Below are 18398 nucleotides of genomic sequence, written 5' to 3' on the forward strand. Positions count from 1 at the left end.
TTAGCAAAAAGCAGTATTTTAATAAACTCTGATGTTTTGAGAGCCAGTTTTTCATGTCTCAAAATCGAAGCAGTTGCCACTGGAAGTTAGGAATAGTGAGTACTTTAGTAATTGCTAGAGTGCTCATTTTTGCTGAGAGTTTTGCCTTAGCTCAAATTCAAAAAGATGCCACACTTGGATCTGAAAGTTCGATCATTACACCAAAGCTCATTGATGGTCAGCCTATAGACCAGATTGATGGTGGAGCAGTTCGTGGTACAAGCTTGCTCCACAGCTTTGAAAAATTTTCTATCTCTGCGGGAAGGACAGCCCATTTTAACAATGCAATCAATATTCAGAACATTATCAGTCGGGTGACAGGCAATTCTGTTTCTAATATAGATGGCATTCTCAAAGCTAACGGTACAGCTAACGTATTTTTGATTAATCCTAACGGCATTGTTTTTGGTACCAATGCTTCTTTAAATATTGGCGGTTCATTTGTGGCGAGTACGGCGAGTAGTGTGAACTTTGCTGATGGTACAAACTTTAGTGCTACATCTAGTCAAACTGCACCTCTACTCACAGAAAGTGTTCCTATAGGTTTACAATTCGGAACAAATGCGGCGCCCATCCGCAATCAATCCCAAGCAAGTCCCAATAATACAATTAATACCTTCGGACAAGGTGTTGGTCTACAGGTGCAGCAAGGCAAAACCCTAGCACTTATAGGCGGTAATATAACGCTAGAGGGCGGAAATTTAACGGCAAGTGGGGGAAGAATTGAGTTAGGAAGCGTTGCTGGCAATAGTTTGGTTGGTCTGAATTCAACGAATCAAGGTTGGGTATTAGGATATGAAGGTGTTCAAAATTTTCAGAACATCGAACTCACCCAGCAAAGTGAGATTCCATCTACTATAGATACCAGTGGCAAAGGTGGCGGTAATATCCACCTGCAAGGACAACGAGTATTGGTGACTGACGGTTCACAAATTTTGGCTCTTAGCCTGGGAACGCAACCAGGAGGAAATTTGACAGTGAACGCTTCCGAATCTGTAGAACTTGGACTAAATGCGTTCTTGTCTACTGGAACTTTCGACACTGGAAACTCTGGAGATATAAATATCACTACCAGAAAGTTGATTGTCAAAGATGGAGCGCAAGTCTTAATGTTCAATCTGGGGTCGGGATTGGCGGGGCAATTGACCATCAACGCCTCAGATTCCGTAGAACTAATTGCAGGCATCCCCATTTCTCCTTTGCCAGATGGTAGTGATTTAACATCCAGTGGATTATTTAGTGCAACTTATGGCACTCCAAATGCTGGCAGCATAATAATTAATACTGGAAAGTTACGTATTGAGGGAGGGGCAGCAATATCAACAAGTTCTGAGGGTATACTTGGGCGTTTTTCTAACCAATTTATACCAGCTACAGGAGATGGAGGAGATTTGATAGTGAACGCCTCTGAGTCCGTAGAATTAATAGGAACCTCAGCAAATGGTTCTAGGCTCAGTAGCTTGTTTGCTGGGACTCAAGGGACTGGAAATGGCGGCAACTTGACCCTAACTACAGGGCAATTGATTATCAAAGATGGGGCGGCAATAACTGTCAGCAGTGAAGCTCGAAAAAATGTTAACTATCAAGGGGATGTACCCAATTTAGGTCTAGCAGGCGAACTCAATATAAGCGCTCGTTCCATTCTGCTGGATAAAGGAAAACTCACATCTAATAGTGAGTCAGGTAAGGGCGGTGACATTGCGGTACAGGTGCGGGACTTATTACTGATGCGTCGCAACAGTCAAATCTCTACTAATGCCGGAGGTGATAAAACTGGCGGTAATATCACCATCAATGCACCTAATGGCTTTCTCGTCGCCACTCTTTTCGGAAATAGCGATATTACCGCCAATGCCAACTTTGGTTCTGGTGGTAAAATTGCGATCGCCGCTAAGAATATCTTTGGATTTGTGCCACGCACCCGTGCAGAGGTGGAGATATTTGATCCAAAAGATATAAACCCGAATAACATCTCAACAAGTGACATCACTGCATTTTCTCAGCAAAACCCTTCATTAAGTGGCACTGTACAAATCAACTCACCAGATGCTGACCCCAGTAAAGGATTAGTGGAACTACCTGTAAATCTGGTTGATGCTTCGCAGCAAATTGTTGCTAGTTGTAGTTCTGGTGGAAAAATAGGAAGAAGTTCGTTTTTTACTACTGGGCGTGGAGGAATACAAGCCGATCCCACGGAGCCATTGATAGCTGATGATGCAGTGCTAGCAGATTGGATTGCCCTTCCTCCAGAGAGTCAGAATCGTGCTGGTGGTATTCAGAAAAAAGTGGTTATTCAGGCGCAGGGATACACAGAAGAAAAATCACAGAAGGTTAATTCTATCGATGAACCTACTCAAATTGTAGAAGCCCAAGGGTGGATTATAGATGCCAATGGGAATGTGGTTCTGGTTGCTCAAGTACCCACTGCATCGCCCCATAACTCCTCGCTCGTCGCTACATTTTGCGGTGCTAACTAAAAATTGAGATTCTCATAACTTTTGTTAATGCGTTGGCGTAGCCCATCGTAGACATCGCCTCTTTGCAATGAACTTTATATGTAGCGATCGCTCTTTTGACTGAATTCAGGTGTCATATCATGTCCGCATAATTAGTTATGCTAACCACAGTCATTGCACCCCACCCCCAGCCCCTCCCCGCTTGCGGGGAGGGGAGACAAAGCGCAGCTTTGGCGGGGTGGGGTTCTTGGGGTTTAGTAAGTAATTAAGCGGACATGATATCAGTGCGATCGCCCCTTCTACTCAAATCAAGTGTGGTGTGATCGCTTCTTTGCAATGACATTCATACAAGCGATCGCCCTTTCCATTAAATCAGTGCGTTGGCGTAGACCTTCGTAGATATCGCTGATTTGCTATGACCTTCATACAAGCGATCGCTTTTTTGGCTGAATTCAGTGCGCCAGTGCAATCATTGATTTGCAATGACCTTCATACGAGCGATCGCCTTAATAAAGCCTGTGAGCTTATCCAAATCATAAACAGAGTGTGAGACTTGAAGAGATATCAATTACTCAATTCTCTTGAGTAATCAACGGTGAGTAGCCAGATTTATCAATTCTTTAAGCAAATCCAGCACAAATATATGAAGTTTTGTAACACAATGCGTAATTATAACTAGTCAAGCTGAATTCATAATTATCGGAGTTCACAAGAGCGTTAGAAACTTAATGCTTTCGTTACACTCTAAACTTTGTATTATTGATTCCTTCGTTGCCAAACTGTACTAATCAAACTCACGTTAATTGAGTACATCACAAGATAAGTTTATACATTTACCAGTCTGCAAAAAGAGCGAAAATTATGAATTCTCAAAATACACGGCAGTCAACAAACAATATTCAAAACGAATTGAGTGAAGACCTGAAGAACTCTGAGGTGAGTGTTGTGAGCAAAAATAACGATGTAGTGGGAGACGATTCTCAAGAAGAATTGCAGACCAGTATCGGCCTAAAAACAAATGAATTTGATGATACTGTTAGCAAGCAAGAAATTAAGGATTTGACAGGAGTAATTCAATCTAAAAAACTTGCAGAAGAGGTCTGCTGGTATAACCAACAAGGTATAAGGGTATGTAGACCTTAATTGTGTATCAACTTAATAATTAACTTTCTATTGAGAATTAAGGTAATAGTTAACAATAGAAAGTTAATACAGCAGATTCGATGTTTATGAGGTACAGAAACCGATTCAAATTCAAAGTTTAAAAACTATCCCTGAAATTGGTGTACCTCATGTACCTCAAAAGCGCTGTAATATATAGGAATTCTATCTAATGTTTGAACAGAATTTTAGATAAAACCCTGATATAATGGGCTTTTAATTCTCAGCATTTTTTCAACAATTAAATTGGAGTCCTATATTCTTAGAGGTTGTTTTAAAACTCCTAGAAGTAAGGATGATTTTGTAGTTGTAACTTGGGTTAACTCCGGACAAAAATCAAGGTTTTAGCTATCGAATAAGATACTTTGCTGTGCTAATTAGGATAGTAAAAGACCCTTTTAAAACATCCTCTTAGCAACTCTATAGATTAGCAATTTCAATGTAGTGTACTTAATACAAATGCAGCGTTAGCATTGTTCAGCAACTGTTAATTCTTTGAAGGAGTGCATTAAGTATGAGTACTCGTTGGGTCTGGTTTAAAGGTCTAGGAATTGCCATCATTGGTACAATAGCCTTTTCTGCAAACTCTGCTATTGCCCAAATTACCCAGGATGATACTTTACCTAATAATTCTCAAGTTAGACTACAGGGTAATATCACAATTATTGAAGGTGGAACCCTATCCCAAAGTGGACGCAATCTATTCCACAGTTTTAAGGAGTTTTCCGTAATTAAAAATAGCATTGCTGAATTTAAAAATGCTGACAGTGTTCAGAACATTATTAGCCGGGTAACAGGTAAGTCTGTTTCTAATATTGATGGCATTCTTAAAGCTAATGGTACAGCCAACCTATTTTTGATTAATCCTAACGGAATAATTTTTGGTCCCAATTCTTCTTTACAAATTGGCGGCTCATTTGTGGCGAGTACAGCGAGTAGCCTAAACTTTACCGATGGAACTAAATTTAGTGCCACAGATCCACAAACCCCACCTCTGCTAACGGTAAATGTTCCCAATGGCTTACAATTCGGCACAACTGCGGCGTTCATCCACAATCAATCTCAAGCACCTAGCTCAGATGACGTGACAACTAATATACCTGTTGGTCTACAAGTACAGCCAAATAAAACCTTGGCACTTGTAGGTGGCGACATAACTCTGGAGGGCGGAAATTTAACAGCAGCGTCAGGACGAATTGAGTTAGGAAGTGTTGCTAGTAATAGTCTGGTCGACCTTAAACCAACAGACCAAGGTTGGATTTTAGGATATCAAGGTGTCCAGAATTTCCAAGATATTCGATTAACTGTTGACGGTAATAAGATTGCATCTCAGGTCAGTGCTAGTAATAGAGATGGCAGTGGCGGCAATATCCAAATCCAGGGTAACTTAGTGGAACTAACTGGTCCTGTAGTTTTAAAAACTCAGACTACGGGTGTTGGAAATGGCGGAGATTTAACGATTACTAGCAAGAAAATAATCATTCGGGATGGAGCACAAGTAAGCACTACTACTTTGGGCAAGGGTGATGGAGGAAAGTTGACCTTAAATGCTTCAGAATCTGTGGAGGTGATTGGTGGCTTTCCCTTGCCAGATAGTAATGATAGACGACCTAGTGGATTGTTGAGTTCAACTACTGTTGCCGGAAAGGCGGGTGACATAAATATTAACACTGGCAGGTTACTTATTGAAGATGGGGGACAGGTAGCAACAGATTCTACTGCATTAGAGCAAATAGCTGGTACAGGAAAAGGAGGAAATTTGACTGTAAACGCCTCTTCGGTAGAGCTAATTGGAAGCTTAACAAGTGCGTCCACTGGTTTGTTTGCTTCTACAAATACTTCTGGAGATGCGGGTAATGTAATAATTGATACAAAAGAATTAATTATCCGGAACGGAGCTAAAGTAACTGTGAGCAGTCAACTTCTTCCAGACTATTTCAAATACACAGAGGATGTATTTAGCTCAGGAAAAGCAGGCGATCTCAATATCACTGCTAGATCGATTCTTCTGGACAATCAAGGAAGTCTCACATCTGATAGTGAATTAGGTCGGGGCGGTAATATTTCGCTACAGGTGCAGGACTTATTACTGATACGCGGCAACAGTCAAATAACCACTAACGCCAGGGGTGATGGAGATGGCGGTAATATTACTATCAAAGCACCTAATGGTTTCCTTGCCGCCAGTCTCTTAGGAAATAGCGATATCACCGCCAACACCGTCTCTGGCTCTGGTGGTAAAATCACAATCACTGCTAAGAACATCTTTGGTTTTGTACCCCGCACAGGTGCAGACGTAGAGAAGCTTGATCCAAAAGAAAAAGACCCAAATAATCTCCAAACAAATGACATCACGGCGTTTTCTCAGCAAAACCCTTCATTAAATGGCACTGTACAAATCAACTCACCAGATGCTGATCTCAGTAGGGGATTAGTGGAACTACCCGTAAATCTGGTTGATGCTTCGCGGCAAATTGCTGCTAGTTGTAGTTCTGGTGGAAAAATAGCAAGAAGTTCATTTATTACCACTGGACGTGGAGGACTAGTAGCCGATCCCACCCAGCCATTGATAGCTGATGATGCAGTGCTAGCAGATTGGATCGCGCTACCTCCAGAGAGTCGGAATCGTGCTGGCGGTATTAAGAAAAGAGCCGTTGTTCAGGCGCAGCGAAACACAGAAGTAAAATCACAGAAAGTTAATTCTGTCAACGAACCTATTCAAATTGTAGAAGCCCAAGGCTGGGTAATGGATGCCAATGGGAACGTAGTTCTGGTTGCTCAAGTACCTACAGAATTGCCCCATAATTCCTCGCTCACCCCTACATCTTGCCCTGCTCATTAAAATTTGAGATATGGCGATATTTCGTAACTTTGTTATGCACAATACCTACGGCGGGCTACGCCTACGCAATTGCTGCTCTTGTTGAATATTATCCACAGGCTCATCGGGTAAAGGAAAGTCATCAGGTAACTTTTCCCAAGTGACAATGGGTTCAATGATAGTTGTTGACATAGAAACCTGGAGTCAGGTGGTTATTGCTATTATCTCGCACAACTTTTAATTCCCACTCCCTAACTCGTCTCCTGAATTTGCAAACGAACAGTGTGTTCAGTCGCACCAGTAAGTTGCAATTCCATGATTTCACCACCTAGAGGTTCCAAGCAAGTGAGGAGCGATCGCAAGTTGGGTGTACTTGCTCCAGTATCTACATATAATCGATCTGCTAAATTACCGATCCGTTTCCAAGTCATGTACAATTTAGCGATCGTTTGTTCAATTTGCGATGCTTGATTTACCAAATCAGCAGCAATGCTCAAACAGCCGACTCTTTGGGCTTCTTCTAAAGCTGTTTCAATGTCAATATTTTCTTGGGTTAGCGCCTGAACTTGAGCCGCCCCTTTCAGATATTTCGCTAAGTTACGCGCTTCGGTAGTTACCTGTTTCAGGGTATCCACATCAGGATTGGCAGCTATTTCCTTTTGGATAAACTTTTGATGTGATTCTGGCAGTTTTTCCATTTCCTTCACCAGTGGGGCGATGTAGCGCGGGGGAAGGGTGTTATCTGCTGCTTTTTCTCTAACTGATTCAGGTAGTAAATCTGAGGACATGGCTGTCCATTCGTCGCTGAGTTGACGCACTTCCCGCCTAGTGATGCGATCGCCTTTTTGGGCGGCTTCACTCACCATCTGTTGCACTTCTGGAACTGCTTTGGAGGTTTCAACAAATGCCCGTTTGCTGAAGTTGTTCACAGATCCGGGGTCAAGTTTACCGTCTTCAATGAGAGTATCGGCACTATTTGCCAGTTGAATCCAGGAGTATGCTTGACTTTTACTGATTTCCCGCTCTTTTAGCCATCGGAGAAAGCCAGTACCGCGTCCGTCACCACCCACTTTTTCTCTGTCGCGAATCGCCCGTAAAATTCGCCCCCGCCAGATTTCAGTTTGCAAATCAAAGCGATCGCATACCTGCCAAGCTATTTCTAGCTGCTGTTGAAAATCTGACTCTAGAATCTGTTCATCTTCTGGATCGGGCAGTTCAAAGCTGATATCGGCTGGCTGTAGTAAAGCAGCAGCAAGGTCGTTGATGGAGTCGGTATCTTGCACGATTGATGACTAACTAGTGGATGCGATCGGCTTATTATGCCACAATCTGTGGACTCATACTTAAGGGGGAGTACGGTATTTTGAGTTACAACAAAGATAGTAGGAAGGGGTAAACCACTTTTGTAAAGTCTTTAATTAATCAGAGAGAATAAAAATAAAACGATGAACCAGGTAGACTACCTCCGCATAAGCTTAATCGATCGCTGCAATTTTCGTTGTCAGTACTGTATGCCAGAGGGAGTAGAACTGGACTATATTCTCAAGCAACAGTTATTGACTGATGAGGAACTACTCACCTTAATTCAAGAAGTATTTATTCCAGTAGGCTTTAATCGGTTTCGTTTGACTGGGGGAGAACCCTTGTTGCGTCCGCGTGTGGTGGATTTAGTCGGTGCGATCGCAAATTTACCCCAAACTCAAGATATCTCAATGACCACCAACGGTTTTTTGCTGGCTCCGATGGCGCAAAACCTCTACAATGCTGGTCTGCGACGAATTAATATTAGTCTGGACTCTCTCGATCCCGACATTTTTGACCAAATTATCGGTAATCAGGGGCGTTCTCGTTGGCAACAAGTTTGGCAGGGGATTCAAGCTGCCCATCAAGTCGGATTCGACCCCCTGAAGCTGAATGTAGTGGTGATTCCTGGCGTTAATGACCACGAAGTTCTCGATTTAGCCGCCCTGACAATTGAAAAACAGTGGCACGTTCGATTTATTGAATTTATGCCCATTGGTAATGTGCATTTGTTTGGCGATCGCGGTTGGGTATCTTCAGCCGATTTACGAGAACGTATTCGCGATCGCTGGGGCTTGACAGAATCACAAGTTCGTGGTGCTGGCCCTGCTGATGTCTTTCAAATTCCCAATGCGAAGGGGACACTAGGATTTATTAGTCAAATGTCAGAATGTTTTTGCGATCGTTGTAATCGGATGCGCCTGAGTGCTGATGGGTGGCTGCGTCCCTGTTTATTAAATGAAACTGGTCAAATAGATTTAAAAACTGCTCTGCGTTCTGGTGTCAGCACCGCTCAATTACAAGAGCAGGTCAGACATTTACTCGGAATCAAGCCAGAAATTAACTTTAAACAACGTGATTCTGGCATTTCAGGTATATACACCCGTACCATGTCGCAAATTGGCGGATGAAAAAAGTTAGGAGTAAAAAGTGAGGAGTTAGGAATTATCATCTTGCAACTCCTAACTCATAACTCCTAACTCCCAACTGTTTAAGCTTGTCGTGAGTAGTATTCCACCACAAGTAGTTCATTAACTTGTAGTGCCACCCATTCGCGCTCAATAACGCTGTTGACTTTACCAACCAACTTATTTTTGTCAAATTCCAAATGACTGGGGAGGTTAGCCAAACCGGGATATTGCAAGTTCGCTTCCACCAACTTCCGGGATTGTGCCCGATCTCTGACTGCAATTGTTTCCCCAGGACGGCATTGGTAGCTGGCAATATTCACTACACGACCATTAACAGTTACGTGACCGTGATTTACCAGTTGACGAGCCGCTGGGATAGTCGGGGCTATACCCAAGCGGAAAACGGTATTATCCAAGCGCATTTCCAGCAATTGCAGCAGCACTTGTCCGGTAGAACCAGTAACACGTCTGGCTTTCCGCACATAGCGGAGCAATTGCTTTTCAGTCAAACCGTAGTTGAAGCGGAGCTTTTGCTTTTCCTCTAGACGGATAGCATACTCAGAGCGCTTCTTGCGATTCTGGCCATGCTGCCCAGGTGGGTAAGCGCGTCTGGCACTTTTACGAGTTAATCCTGGTAAGTCGCCCAAGCGGCGGACAATTCTGAGGCGGGGCCCTCTATATCGGGACATGAGTTTCCTTAATCTAATCCTGTTTAAACTTTACCGAAACATTCAATTTTGACATTCCCCTAATTTTTAATAATCAGAGGATTCTTGGTTTTTTGAAGCTGCTTACCGAGGTAAGACGTATCTCACCAAGGTAGACGCATCGATTTTTGCGCCAGTTGCTTTTAATCGGTAAACCCGACAAACTAGCCTCCAAGCCTGAATTCCGACCTGTCACGCCGTACTCCTGCCCATAAGTTTTTTGTGCTTATTTAGTTTCGTAAGCTACTCAATCATCAGATTGGTTCACGCAGTATTCTTACTCTGAAATACTTTTTACGTTGCCTACTTATCTTTCAAACAGCTATGTTAACACAATTTTCGACATAATTAATTATGTCTATACTTTACTACCTCTGAAATTCTTAGATTACAGAGGATTTTTAAGATATTTGAGTTAGCATAACTTTGGGTGTTTGGAGAATGGCAATGTCAATGAGCAAAAAAGTGGTTAGCAGAGTTAAGAACAAACAAGGCAGTTCCACCTCCAGGATTTTAACATTACCAGTTTTGGCTATAGCTGGATGTTTAACAATCTTGCCTAATGTGGCTGTTGCTGCCTCCTACAGGAATGATTATAGTGTTTGTGCGGGTCGCCTGTTGAGTGTGGGCGTAAAGGCAGAAGCGGCATCAGAAGGTTGTGCAGCAGCACTGCGTCCAAAAGATTTGGCTGCTTGCGTGGTGAAAATTGATAAGGAAACCCAAATTGCTGCCACAGATGCGCTTTCTTATTGTGGGAAGGCTCGGCGTCCTGAAGAGTTAGCAACCTGTGTAGTTGGCGTTAGCTTAAGTACTAAGGAAGAAGCTAATCCAACAGTTTTAGATTATTGTGGACGCAGTTTGTTACCCGTGCGCTTTGGCCAGTGTGTGGTTGGCTTACGTAGTCAAATCGACTTTCCCCCTACTCAAGCGCTAGATACTTGTATCAGTGCTGATGATAGTGTTATCGGTGCTTCATCTTCGTCTACACCGCCAACGATAATTCCTGCGGGTTCAAGTCCAAGTTTAGAAACTACCCCATTTCCAAACCAACCAGTTGTTCCAACTCAACCGGGCACTAATTAGATTACAGTGCTTTGTATAATTGATTGAAAATACAGGTTGAATATAGAGTGGCTATTTGCCAACCTGATTCAGGGACTACCAAAAAATAAATCATTCGATTTTAATTAGTAGGTTGGGTTGAGCAACAGCGAAACCCGACCTTACCTGGTCTTATCCAGACTACAAAGATATCACGCGAACCTTCAGGCGGATTGTACAGTAATGTAACTTCCGTCAAACGCTCTATTAGCTCAGACAAACTTCAGTAACACTTCTGCCACTTGTGGGTATACGATACCTAGCACTGTTCCCAAAGTGTCCACTGACCAGGTAAGCATTCAAATAAATGAAAAACATTATAATTCTCCTCTCCAACGCAAAGAGGAGTTGGAGAGAGGTTAGTTGAACTCACGTCAGTTTTTCAGCTTTGGTAATTTAGAATTTTGCACAGTTTGCACAGTTAGTTGTACTAGTCTTCTCTTTCACCAAAAGCCGTCTGTAAAACCACTGCAATACCACCATCTTGGTGATATTTGTCTGCCCAGGCACGGATAACTTCATCTAATTCTTCCATAGCCTGATCCATTTTTTCTGGGAGAATATCAAGTTCTTCCAGCAAGCGCATGGCGTTTCGTCGCCGTTCTGCCCAATTTTTCATCATGCGGAAATACCGAGCGGTATCTTCCACGGTGATGTGTGTACGTTCTTCATCGTCTGTTGGGGTATAAGAAAGACGGGTAAGCGCATAGAAGGGCATTCCCCAAGGAGAATCAATGCGTGTTACCGTTCCTGAGTAAAGCAGACGGCGCTTAATATGCTCACCCAAAGCTTCACTCAAAGGCATTTGGTGTTCGGGTGGCAAGTCTTCTTGCGATCGCTTGTGTAAAAACTCGATCAAATCCAGAAACTCAAAGGAGCTAACTAACTGAGCATCAGGTAAATTACTGGGCAGTTTCTGCTCAATTTGTCTTTTTTCTTCACTTGTCAGACTAGTACCAGGAACGCGCGATCGCCCCGGTTGCCAAGGATATTTTTCTAGCCAGACATAAGGCAATTGAATTAAATAGCGAGGTTCCTGAGAACCAAGCATTTTTAACAGTTTGCCTTCTGTTAGTGCCTGTCTGACTTCTTCTACAATAATTTTTACTCGTTTCGGCTCCAAGTGATGCAAGTGCCCTGTCATTCGCAGGTTTTGTCCCTGCTCTAGATAGGTCATGTAAATTGCACACTTTGCTGCTGTTGCGGCTGCGTCTAAAAATGCCCCATGCCTGTGCCCACTCGTCCGCATGGCACTAAAAGCCAGATAAAGCATGATCTGATCCATCGCACTGGGGTCAAGACGTTTGATCAGATCTATGTCGTTACTCATATTACAGACAATTGAATAGCACGTTTACACAATTTTTAATCGAATGAAAATAGGTAGTATACACCTGGCTGAAGGCTGTCTTTACTTCAAACTATATTAGTATGCGATAACGATGATATCGGTGGTAGCGCAAACTACCATTTTCGCATATTTCCTGGTAGANAAAGCAGAGTCGCTAGTTGTAACTATAACTGTCTCTGCATCTAACCGGAAAATTAGAGACGCCACCAAATCTAGCTTAACGGCGGTTTATTTCCCAACAGTCAAATATGCTGCAATTAATCTCCAAAGCCTTTCAGGTTTCTGGTTNTTTTCATCTTTCAAGAGTAACAACGTCAAGCTGCTTACATCTAATTATGGCACTATGCCGACTCAGAGNNNAAACTAGTTTGCGCGGTTAATTTGGGATATTTGTTACTAGAAAAAGATGCTTTTTTGCAGCCTTGGCGAATTATTTTTAGTACACAAGTGACTAGAAATAATTGGGAANNNTCTCAAAACAAATCGCTTGCCAGGTGTAGCCACATTTAGAGATTGAGCTATACAGCTCGTTGTGAACTCTCATCTCGTTCACAACCTCCGGTGATGTCTTGGCATTGAGGGAAAATAGTAGACATCAAGTAGAGCAAATAATTCCAATTTCAAAATACCTGTTGCTTTTCAAATATTGTTCCTCATCATATCACTTTTTTTTGGTTTTGAAATAAAATTGTGCATTTTCAAGTTTATAAATGATGGCTATTTAAATATTTTATATCTTGCTTAAATCAAGGTTTGATGATATTTCTATATCTACTTTTAAATCAAGTTTTATTTATTCTTTTATATTGACTATTAGACACAAAAAGCCGCGATTGCTTTAGACTAAATCGCGTATCTATAAGGCTTTGTCGCTCGTGCTAATAACCGAAAGACTAGTTAATAGCCATACATATAATAAAACATCTTGGGTTAAATTCGATAATTATTTAGAGGTTTTTTTGGCATAAATTTATATTTCTTTCATGAAAGAATTTTAAACTTTTATGATTTAACTAATTTATTGGCTACTTTCAAGTATGTTTTTACCTTGCTATTTTATATATTTGAGAGACTTTAATTACGTAGATAGTTTGTTGCTATAAAAGGATGATAATCCGTAGCAAGCTACGATATCAGCTTCTTTTTCTAGGTGTCTGAGCGATACCTACGGTAGGCTACGCCTACACAGATTAAGTTGACTAGTATAAAACGACAGAAATAAAGATACCATTTTACGAAACACAATTAGTAAGTGGGTGTGAATAATTAAAGATTTATAGTGACTGAGTGCGGTCTGGGAGACTTCCCCATTAGCGACAAATAAAACCGAAAGATAAGGACTTTAGCCCTGACTACAAGGCAATTTGATTAAATTTACATTGCTTAACATAAGCTAGTCTATTCTTGCCCACTTACTTTGCCTCCCACGCTGAAAAACAGGTAGGCCGACCGCCTAATATCAACAAAGTGCGTTTGGCTTGAAAAAACGGGGTACTCTAAACATTTCTGCGACTTCTCCATCTCTTAGTTCCAAAATGTGCTGCAATAGTCTTAACTCCTTGCGAATCTTCTCTCTGAGCAAGTACTCGTGCTCAATTGCTGGAGTCAGTACTACTCATATTGCTTACATATACGTGTTTTCCCTACCTGTATCAGGCTAAATCCCTAAAAATATAAATACTGCTTGCCGATCTATAAGTGTTCTCTGCACCCATACAGCATTCTGAAATCATTCGTAAAAATTTAAATCCCCGACTTCTCAAAGAAGTCGGGGATCTTGAAGTTACAAGTGAGTGCATTAGCGTCAGGATTGATGCTGAGAGTGATGGGGGTAAAGTAGCTCCCATCACCCTTAAGCTGATTGAACTCGCCATTTAATTCGTGGGACTAGAGGGTTTAACCTGATTTCGCATTGTTTCAAAGCTGAAAGCAGCCGCGCCAAAGGTTACAAATAACACTCCCAGAATTTGCACAATATCCAAATTTTCTTGAATGATTAACCCAGCGAAAATCACGGTTAAAACTGGGATGCTACCACCAATGAGCGCCGATCGCGAGGCACCTAGTTTACTAATACCAACATTATTGAGCAAATAACCTGCAAGGGTCAGCACACCCAAAATAAATGCGCTTAAAACCAATTCCAGCATTTTAGAGGGGTCAACTACTACCAAGTTCCAACTGCTTGGCAAAGGTAGCATCAAACAGATAAAGCTCAACAACAGCATCGTAGTGAAGTTAATTAAAGTAAAAGTCACGGGATGCAGTTTGCTAGCACAGACTCGCGTCAGAATTATATAGGCAGCAAAAGCCACACCCGAAAGAATGGCGGTGCTGCTTCCCATTGAAGTATTACCGATACCGATGCTGGGAGAACCCCCTAAAACCAACAATTCACCGCAGCAAATTGCGGCGATCGCTACGATGCGGAATAGAGTGGGGCGATCGCGAAACAGAAACCACGAAAATAGACCGCTAACCATTGGATAGATAAAGAACAGTGCGATCGCCATTCCGGTTGGGACTTGAGCGATCGCAATGTAGATTAGTACCTGCGATAAAAACAAAAAGCACCCACTCACAATTGACAACACCAAAATCTGCTTGGTAGCGGCATTGGCAGGTGTGGAATTTCCTCGGACTGAAGCAGACAAGCTTTCCAAGTCTTGCCACAGTCTTGGATGCAATATCGGAGACAAAAGTACCATTAATGGTACGACTACCATAAACCGTAGCGTCAAAATTAACAGAGTATTGCCCAAAGTCGGCGGTAGCAATTGCTCTACCTCTAATACTCCAAAAATCTGGGAACCTTCGTGGAAAATCACCTTGATGGCTACGTTGTAAAGCGACGATACCACTGCTGATAAGACGATCAAAAACAAACCGATTCTAAGTGTCGATAAGCCAGAGGAATTAGGCGATCGCGATTGTGGAGGTTTTGCTTCCACCTGCGGTTCTGGCGCAGTAGTGGATGAGGGTTCAGCTTTGCTTTGCGATACGTTCTTGCGGCGGACAGAAAGTGGTTCAGTAGGAATCTTTAGAAAAGGTCGGATTGTTCTCGGCTGTAGTACAGATGGGATCGTAGGCTCTGATTTCGTTTCGTTTTCTGGCGATTCCTGATTTAGGACAGAAATTGGTTCGGTGGCATTGTCCTTTGGTGGCGGAACAACAGCCGTAGTAGGTTCTGATGGCGTTTCCCTTGACGACAAATCCTGGCTTGGATTCGCGACGTTTTCTTTAATAATCGGCGGCTCTACTGATGTTGTTTCTTTTGGCGATAAATCCTTTATGGGAGAAGAAATTGGATTCGCGGTGTTTTCTTTAACAATCGGTGGCTGTAATATTGTTTCTTTTGGCGACAAATCCTTGCTGGGAGAAGAAATCGGATTCGCAGTGTTTTCTTTAACAATCGGTGGCTGTAATATTGTTTCTTTTGGCGACAAATCCTTGCTGGGAGAAGAAATCGGATTCGCGACATTTTCTTTAACAATCGGCGGCTCTAATGTCGTTTCCCTTGGTGAAAATTGATTGGAGATCGGGGAAATTGGCTCAAGGGAATTTCTTACTATTTCCTCAAACTCTGGCAGGGATGTTTCAACAGAGCTATTTTTTTGTGGCTCCGTAAACTGCAAAACAGTAGGTATACCTGCTGTTGCTGATTTGCGTGAAGTTTCTTCTATAGTTTTTTCTAGTTCTCCATGCAGGCGGTTAACAAACTCCGCCAAAATCGTTTCCCCTTGCTGCTGCTGGCTATACATCCGTGACAGCTGTTGGGAAAGATTACTTTGATAGTTCTTCAGTTCCTGTTGTAAGGAATTAAAGGTAACAGTAACGGTGTCATCGAGACTGTCAAACATATGTTCGACTTTTTCATTAATTTCACCGACTACATTGCTGCTCACTTCAGCAGACTTCAACGCCGCTTGTTCGTAAGATTTGCCCTCCATACTTTGATTAGCTAAAGTTGCCAGAGAGGATTGCAGTTGTGAAGATATATGCTTTGCCAGAACTTCTGCCAGTTGCCGAATTAACACTTGCTGCTCAGTAATTTGGCGCACTTGTTGTAAATGCTCTTTTTCCTCTACCAAGCTTTGAATCTCATCAGATAACCGATTTTTTTCTGACTGAAGCCGCTTTACGTCTTCCTGCAAGCCTCTGAGGACATTCTGCTGAAGATTTTCTAAGTCTTCAACTACAGCCCAAAGAGCATTTTCTGCTGCTCTAGATAGCTCCCCTCTGACTCTTGGGTTTTCTGGTTGCTTCTCGAATCGCCCCATTAGCTTCTAACCTCTAACACTTTGACGATAAAGCTGCTTCCCGTACACTTTATTGGCGGTCATCCTAATTTCCTGTATTTTGTCAGATATCAGATAAATTAAAAATTTTAACAGCACTTCCGCATTTCAACGTAATTCTGTCATACTAGACACAAGTTAGCAAAGCATCTAAGTTTGCCACACAGCTTACTACAGCGTGTCCTCTTCAGCATTGATAAGTATTTAACCATTAGATTTGGAATTTTGGTGAGGTAGCACCCATCTNNNCGATTCCCATCGTTAGGGACACCAGAGCGTCTGGGAGATTGCCTAACCCGAAGGGATTTTGGATCGATCGCCACGCTTGGAAGTCCATTAAATAGAGACTTTTTTATTTTTGGTCAGTTTAATTTTCATAAATTATTTGCCAATGAAATNTTTACTTTTAAAGAAATCTCACTCCAAATAAATATTTATTGTTTTGCTGCCAANTATAATTGTCAAAGATTCACAGATGCGTGTGCGTAGGCGACTCGTCGCTAGATATCCTCACCAAATTGTCTGACTTGCGAAACTAACTGTAAATTTGTGTGGAATGTAACTGGTGTGACAGTTTATATCTCTAAATGGAGATTAAAGTATCCTTCTATGGAAATTCTAAGTTACGCTATCCCCTGCACAACATTCTAATGAATGAGCAGCAATTCTGCAAAAGTACGCTTTTTTTGGCGTTGTTGCAGTCTGGGTTTTGCTTTGAGTAAATTCCAATAGAGGAAAAGTTTGGAAAATATTAATAATTCTTAGAAGAATAAAATCTGGGCGATGCTGAAGATGGCAGCGCTAAGGGCAGCACTGACTGGGATTGTAATTAGCCATGCGGCGGCAATGCCTTTTAGTGTTTGAAACTTAATCGACTTAATATTTTGCACTAGTCCAATACCAACTACACCGCCGACGAGAGCGTGGGAAGTGGAGACTGGTAAACCTAGCCGGGAAGCGATGAGGATGGTGGTAGCAGTAGCAAGTTCGGCACAAAATCCACTACTGGGTTGCAAGGCAATGATGTTTTCGCCAATGGTAGCAATGACTTTTTTTCCCCAAACAGCTAAACCACCAACAATACCAGCACCACCAAGGATTAAAATCCAAAGGGGGATAGTTATACCATTAGTAGGTACGCTACCAGTGCGATTGATGTAAACGATCGCAGCTAAAGGAGCTATTGCATTTCCCACATCATTAGAACCGTGAGCAAAGGCGACAAAGCAAGCACTTAGGAGTTGGAATCGGGCGAATAATCTTTCTACAGGATTAGGGAGTATTTCTCCCTTGTCTTCCTTATCTCCCAATTGTCGCCAACTCATGATTGTGAGTCCAACTGCTGCTACTGCACCTGTTAACAGGGGGATGTCGTAAGCAGGGATTGTAAAACCAACTTGCTCAATTACAAAATTGGTTAGCGGTTCTGTGAGCGATGGTAATACAATCACGCCGAATACACCTAGCAGCGCAGTACTCAACCAGGGAATCCACTCTTGTAACTGGACTACTTGATTAGGTTGATCCAAAATCCAGTGCTTGATTTGACTGTAAAATAAGGCAGCGATCGCACCACTAATTAACGGCGTTAAAACCCAGCCAATGCTAATTAAGCCAATTGATGCCCAATCAATTGCACCTACTCCTAAAGCTACCCAACTAAATCCTGCGATGGCACCAACAACCGCATGAGAAGAAGATACAGGTAAACCGCGTGATGTGGCAATTTGCAACCACACACCACACGATATTAGTACCGTTACCATCCCAGTAACTAATATTTGGGGTGTAGCTGCGAATAAGGCGGGATTAGCAATTTTCGTTGCTAGAGTTTCCGTTACCTCATGTCCAAACAACACAGCCCCCGTAAACTCTAATACTCCAGCAATAATTATCGCTTGCTTGAGAGTGACAGCTTTCGAACCTACAGAGGTTCCCATCGCATTAGCGACATCGTTTGCTCCGAGATTCCAGGCGACGTAGAAAGCTAGTAGAGCTACGAAAAGTAGGGTAATAAGCATTTTGTTGGGGA

The 18398-nt window shown here is 42.3% G+C and carries 12 protein-coding genes; 6 read left to right on the forward strand and 6 right to left on the reverse strand.

Annotated features, from left to right (window positions below; genetic code table 11):
- Positions 1-53: 53 nt before the first annotated feature.
- From QUD05_RS04970 to QUD05_RS04980, 3 genes are all read left to right on the forward strand, one after another.
- Complete coding sequence (locus tag QUD05_RS04970) at positions 54-2516, forward strand: two-partner secretion domain-containing protein (RefSeq protein WP_289795119.1); 2463 nt, start codon at positions 54-56, stop codon at positions 2514-2516.
- A gap of 840 nt (positions 2517-3356) precedes the next feature.
- Entirely contained in the window at positions 3357-3638 is a 282-nt protein-coding gene (locus tag QUD05_RS04975; protein ID WP_289795120.1) for a hypothetical protein, read from the forward strand.
- A 532-nt stretch (positions 3639-4170) separates the two neighbouring features.
- The gene (locus tag QUD05_RS04980) at positions 4171-6498 is read left to right on the forward strand and encodes a two-partner secretion domain-containing protein (RefSeq protein WP_289795121.1); all 2328 of its coding nucleotides are present in this window, start codon (positions 4171-4173) and stop codon (positions 6496-6498) included.
- A gap of 45 nt (positions 6499-6543) precedes the next feature.
- On the opposite strand, the gene QUD05_RS04985 is transcribed toward QUD05_RS04980, so the two are convergent.
- A complete protein-coding gene (locus QUD05_RS04985; protein ID WP_289795122.1) occupies positions 6544-6669 on the reverse strand; it encodes a hypothetical protein in 126 nt (41 codons plus the stop codon).
- Between the two features lie 59 nt (positions 6670-6728).
- Entirely contained in the window at positions 6729-7760 is a 1032-nt protein-coding gene (locus tag QUD05_RS04990) for a hypothetical protein (protein ID WP_289795123.1), read from the reverse strand.
- A gap of 162 nt (positions 7761-7922) precedes the next feature.
- On the opposite strand from QUD05_RS04990, the gene moaA reads away from it, so the two are divergent.
- Positions 7923-8909, forward strand: coding sequence for a GTP 3',8-cyclase MoaA (gene moaA / locus QUD05_RS04995; RefSeq protein ID WP_289795124.1), 987 nt, complete (start codon positions 7923-7925; stop codon positions 8907-8909).
- A gap of 80 nt (positions 8910-8989) precedes the next feature.
- Here moaA and rpsD read toward each other — a convergent pair whose 3' ends face one another.
- Positions 8990-9598 (reverse strand): 30S ribosomal protein S4, encoded by a 609-nt coding sequence (rpsD, locus tag QUD05_RS05000; RefSeq protein WP_069071263.1) that lies wholly within the window; start codon positions 9596-9598, stop codon positions 8990-8992.
- Between the two features lie 465 nt (positions 9599-10063).
- On the opposite strand from rpsD, the gene QUD05_RS05005 reads away from it, so the two are divergent.
- Entirely contained in the window at positions 10064-10699 is a 636-nt protein-coding gene (locus QUD05_RS05005) for a hypothetical protein (protein WP_289795125.1), read from the forward strand.
- Positions 10700-11147: 448 nt separating this feature from the next.
- On the opposite strand, the gene hetR is transcribed toward QUD05_RS05005, so the two are convergent.
- On the reverse strand, positions 11148-12047 hold the full coding sequence (hetR, locus tag QUD05_RS05010) for a heterocyst differentiation master regulator HetR (protein WP_289795126.1): 900 nt from the start codon (positions 12045-12047) through the stop codon (positions 11148-11150).
- 1719 nt (positions 12048-13766) lie between these two features.
- On the opposite strand from hetR, the gene QUD05_RS05015 reads away from it, so the two are divergent.
- Complete coding sequence (locus tag QUD05_RS05015) at positions 13767-13946, forward strand: hypothetical protein (protein ID WP_289795127.1); 180 nt, start codon at positions 13767-13769, stop codon at positions 13944-13946.
- Here the strand turns inward: QUD05_RS05015 and QUD05_RS05020 are convergent.
- Positions 13943-16348, reverse strand: coding sequence for an EamA family transporter (locus tag QUD05_RS05020; protein WP_289795128.1), 2406 nt, complete (start codon positions 16346-16348; stop codon positions 13943-13945). The genes QUD05_RS05015 and QUD05_RS05020 overlap by 4 nt on opposite strands.
- Before the next feature lie 779 nt (positions 16349-17127).
- Positions 17128-18387, reverse strand: coding sequence for an inorganic phosphate transporter (locus QUD05_RS05025; protein ID WP_289795129.1), 1260 nt, complete (start codon positions 18385-18387; stop codon positions 17128-17130).
- Between the last annotated feature and the right edge of the window lie 11 nt (positions 18388-18398).

Source organism: Nostoc sp. GT001, assembly GCF_030382115.1.
Classification (GTDB): domain Bacteria; phylum Cyanobacteriota; class Cyanobacteriia; order Cyanobacteriales; family Nostocaceae; genus Nostoc.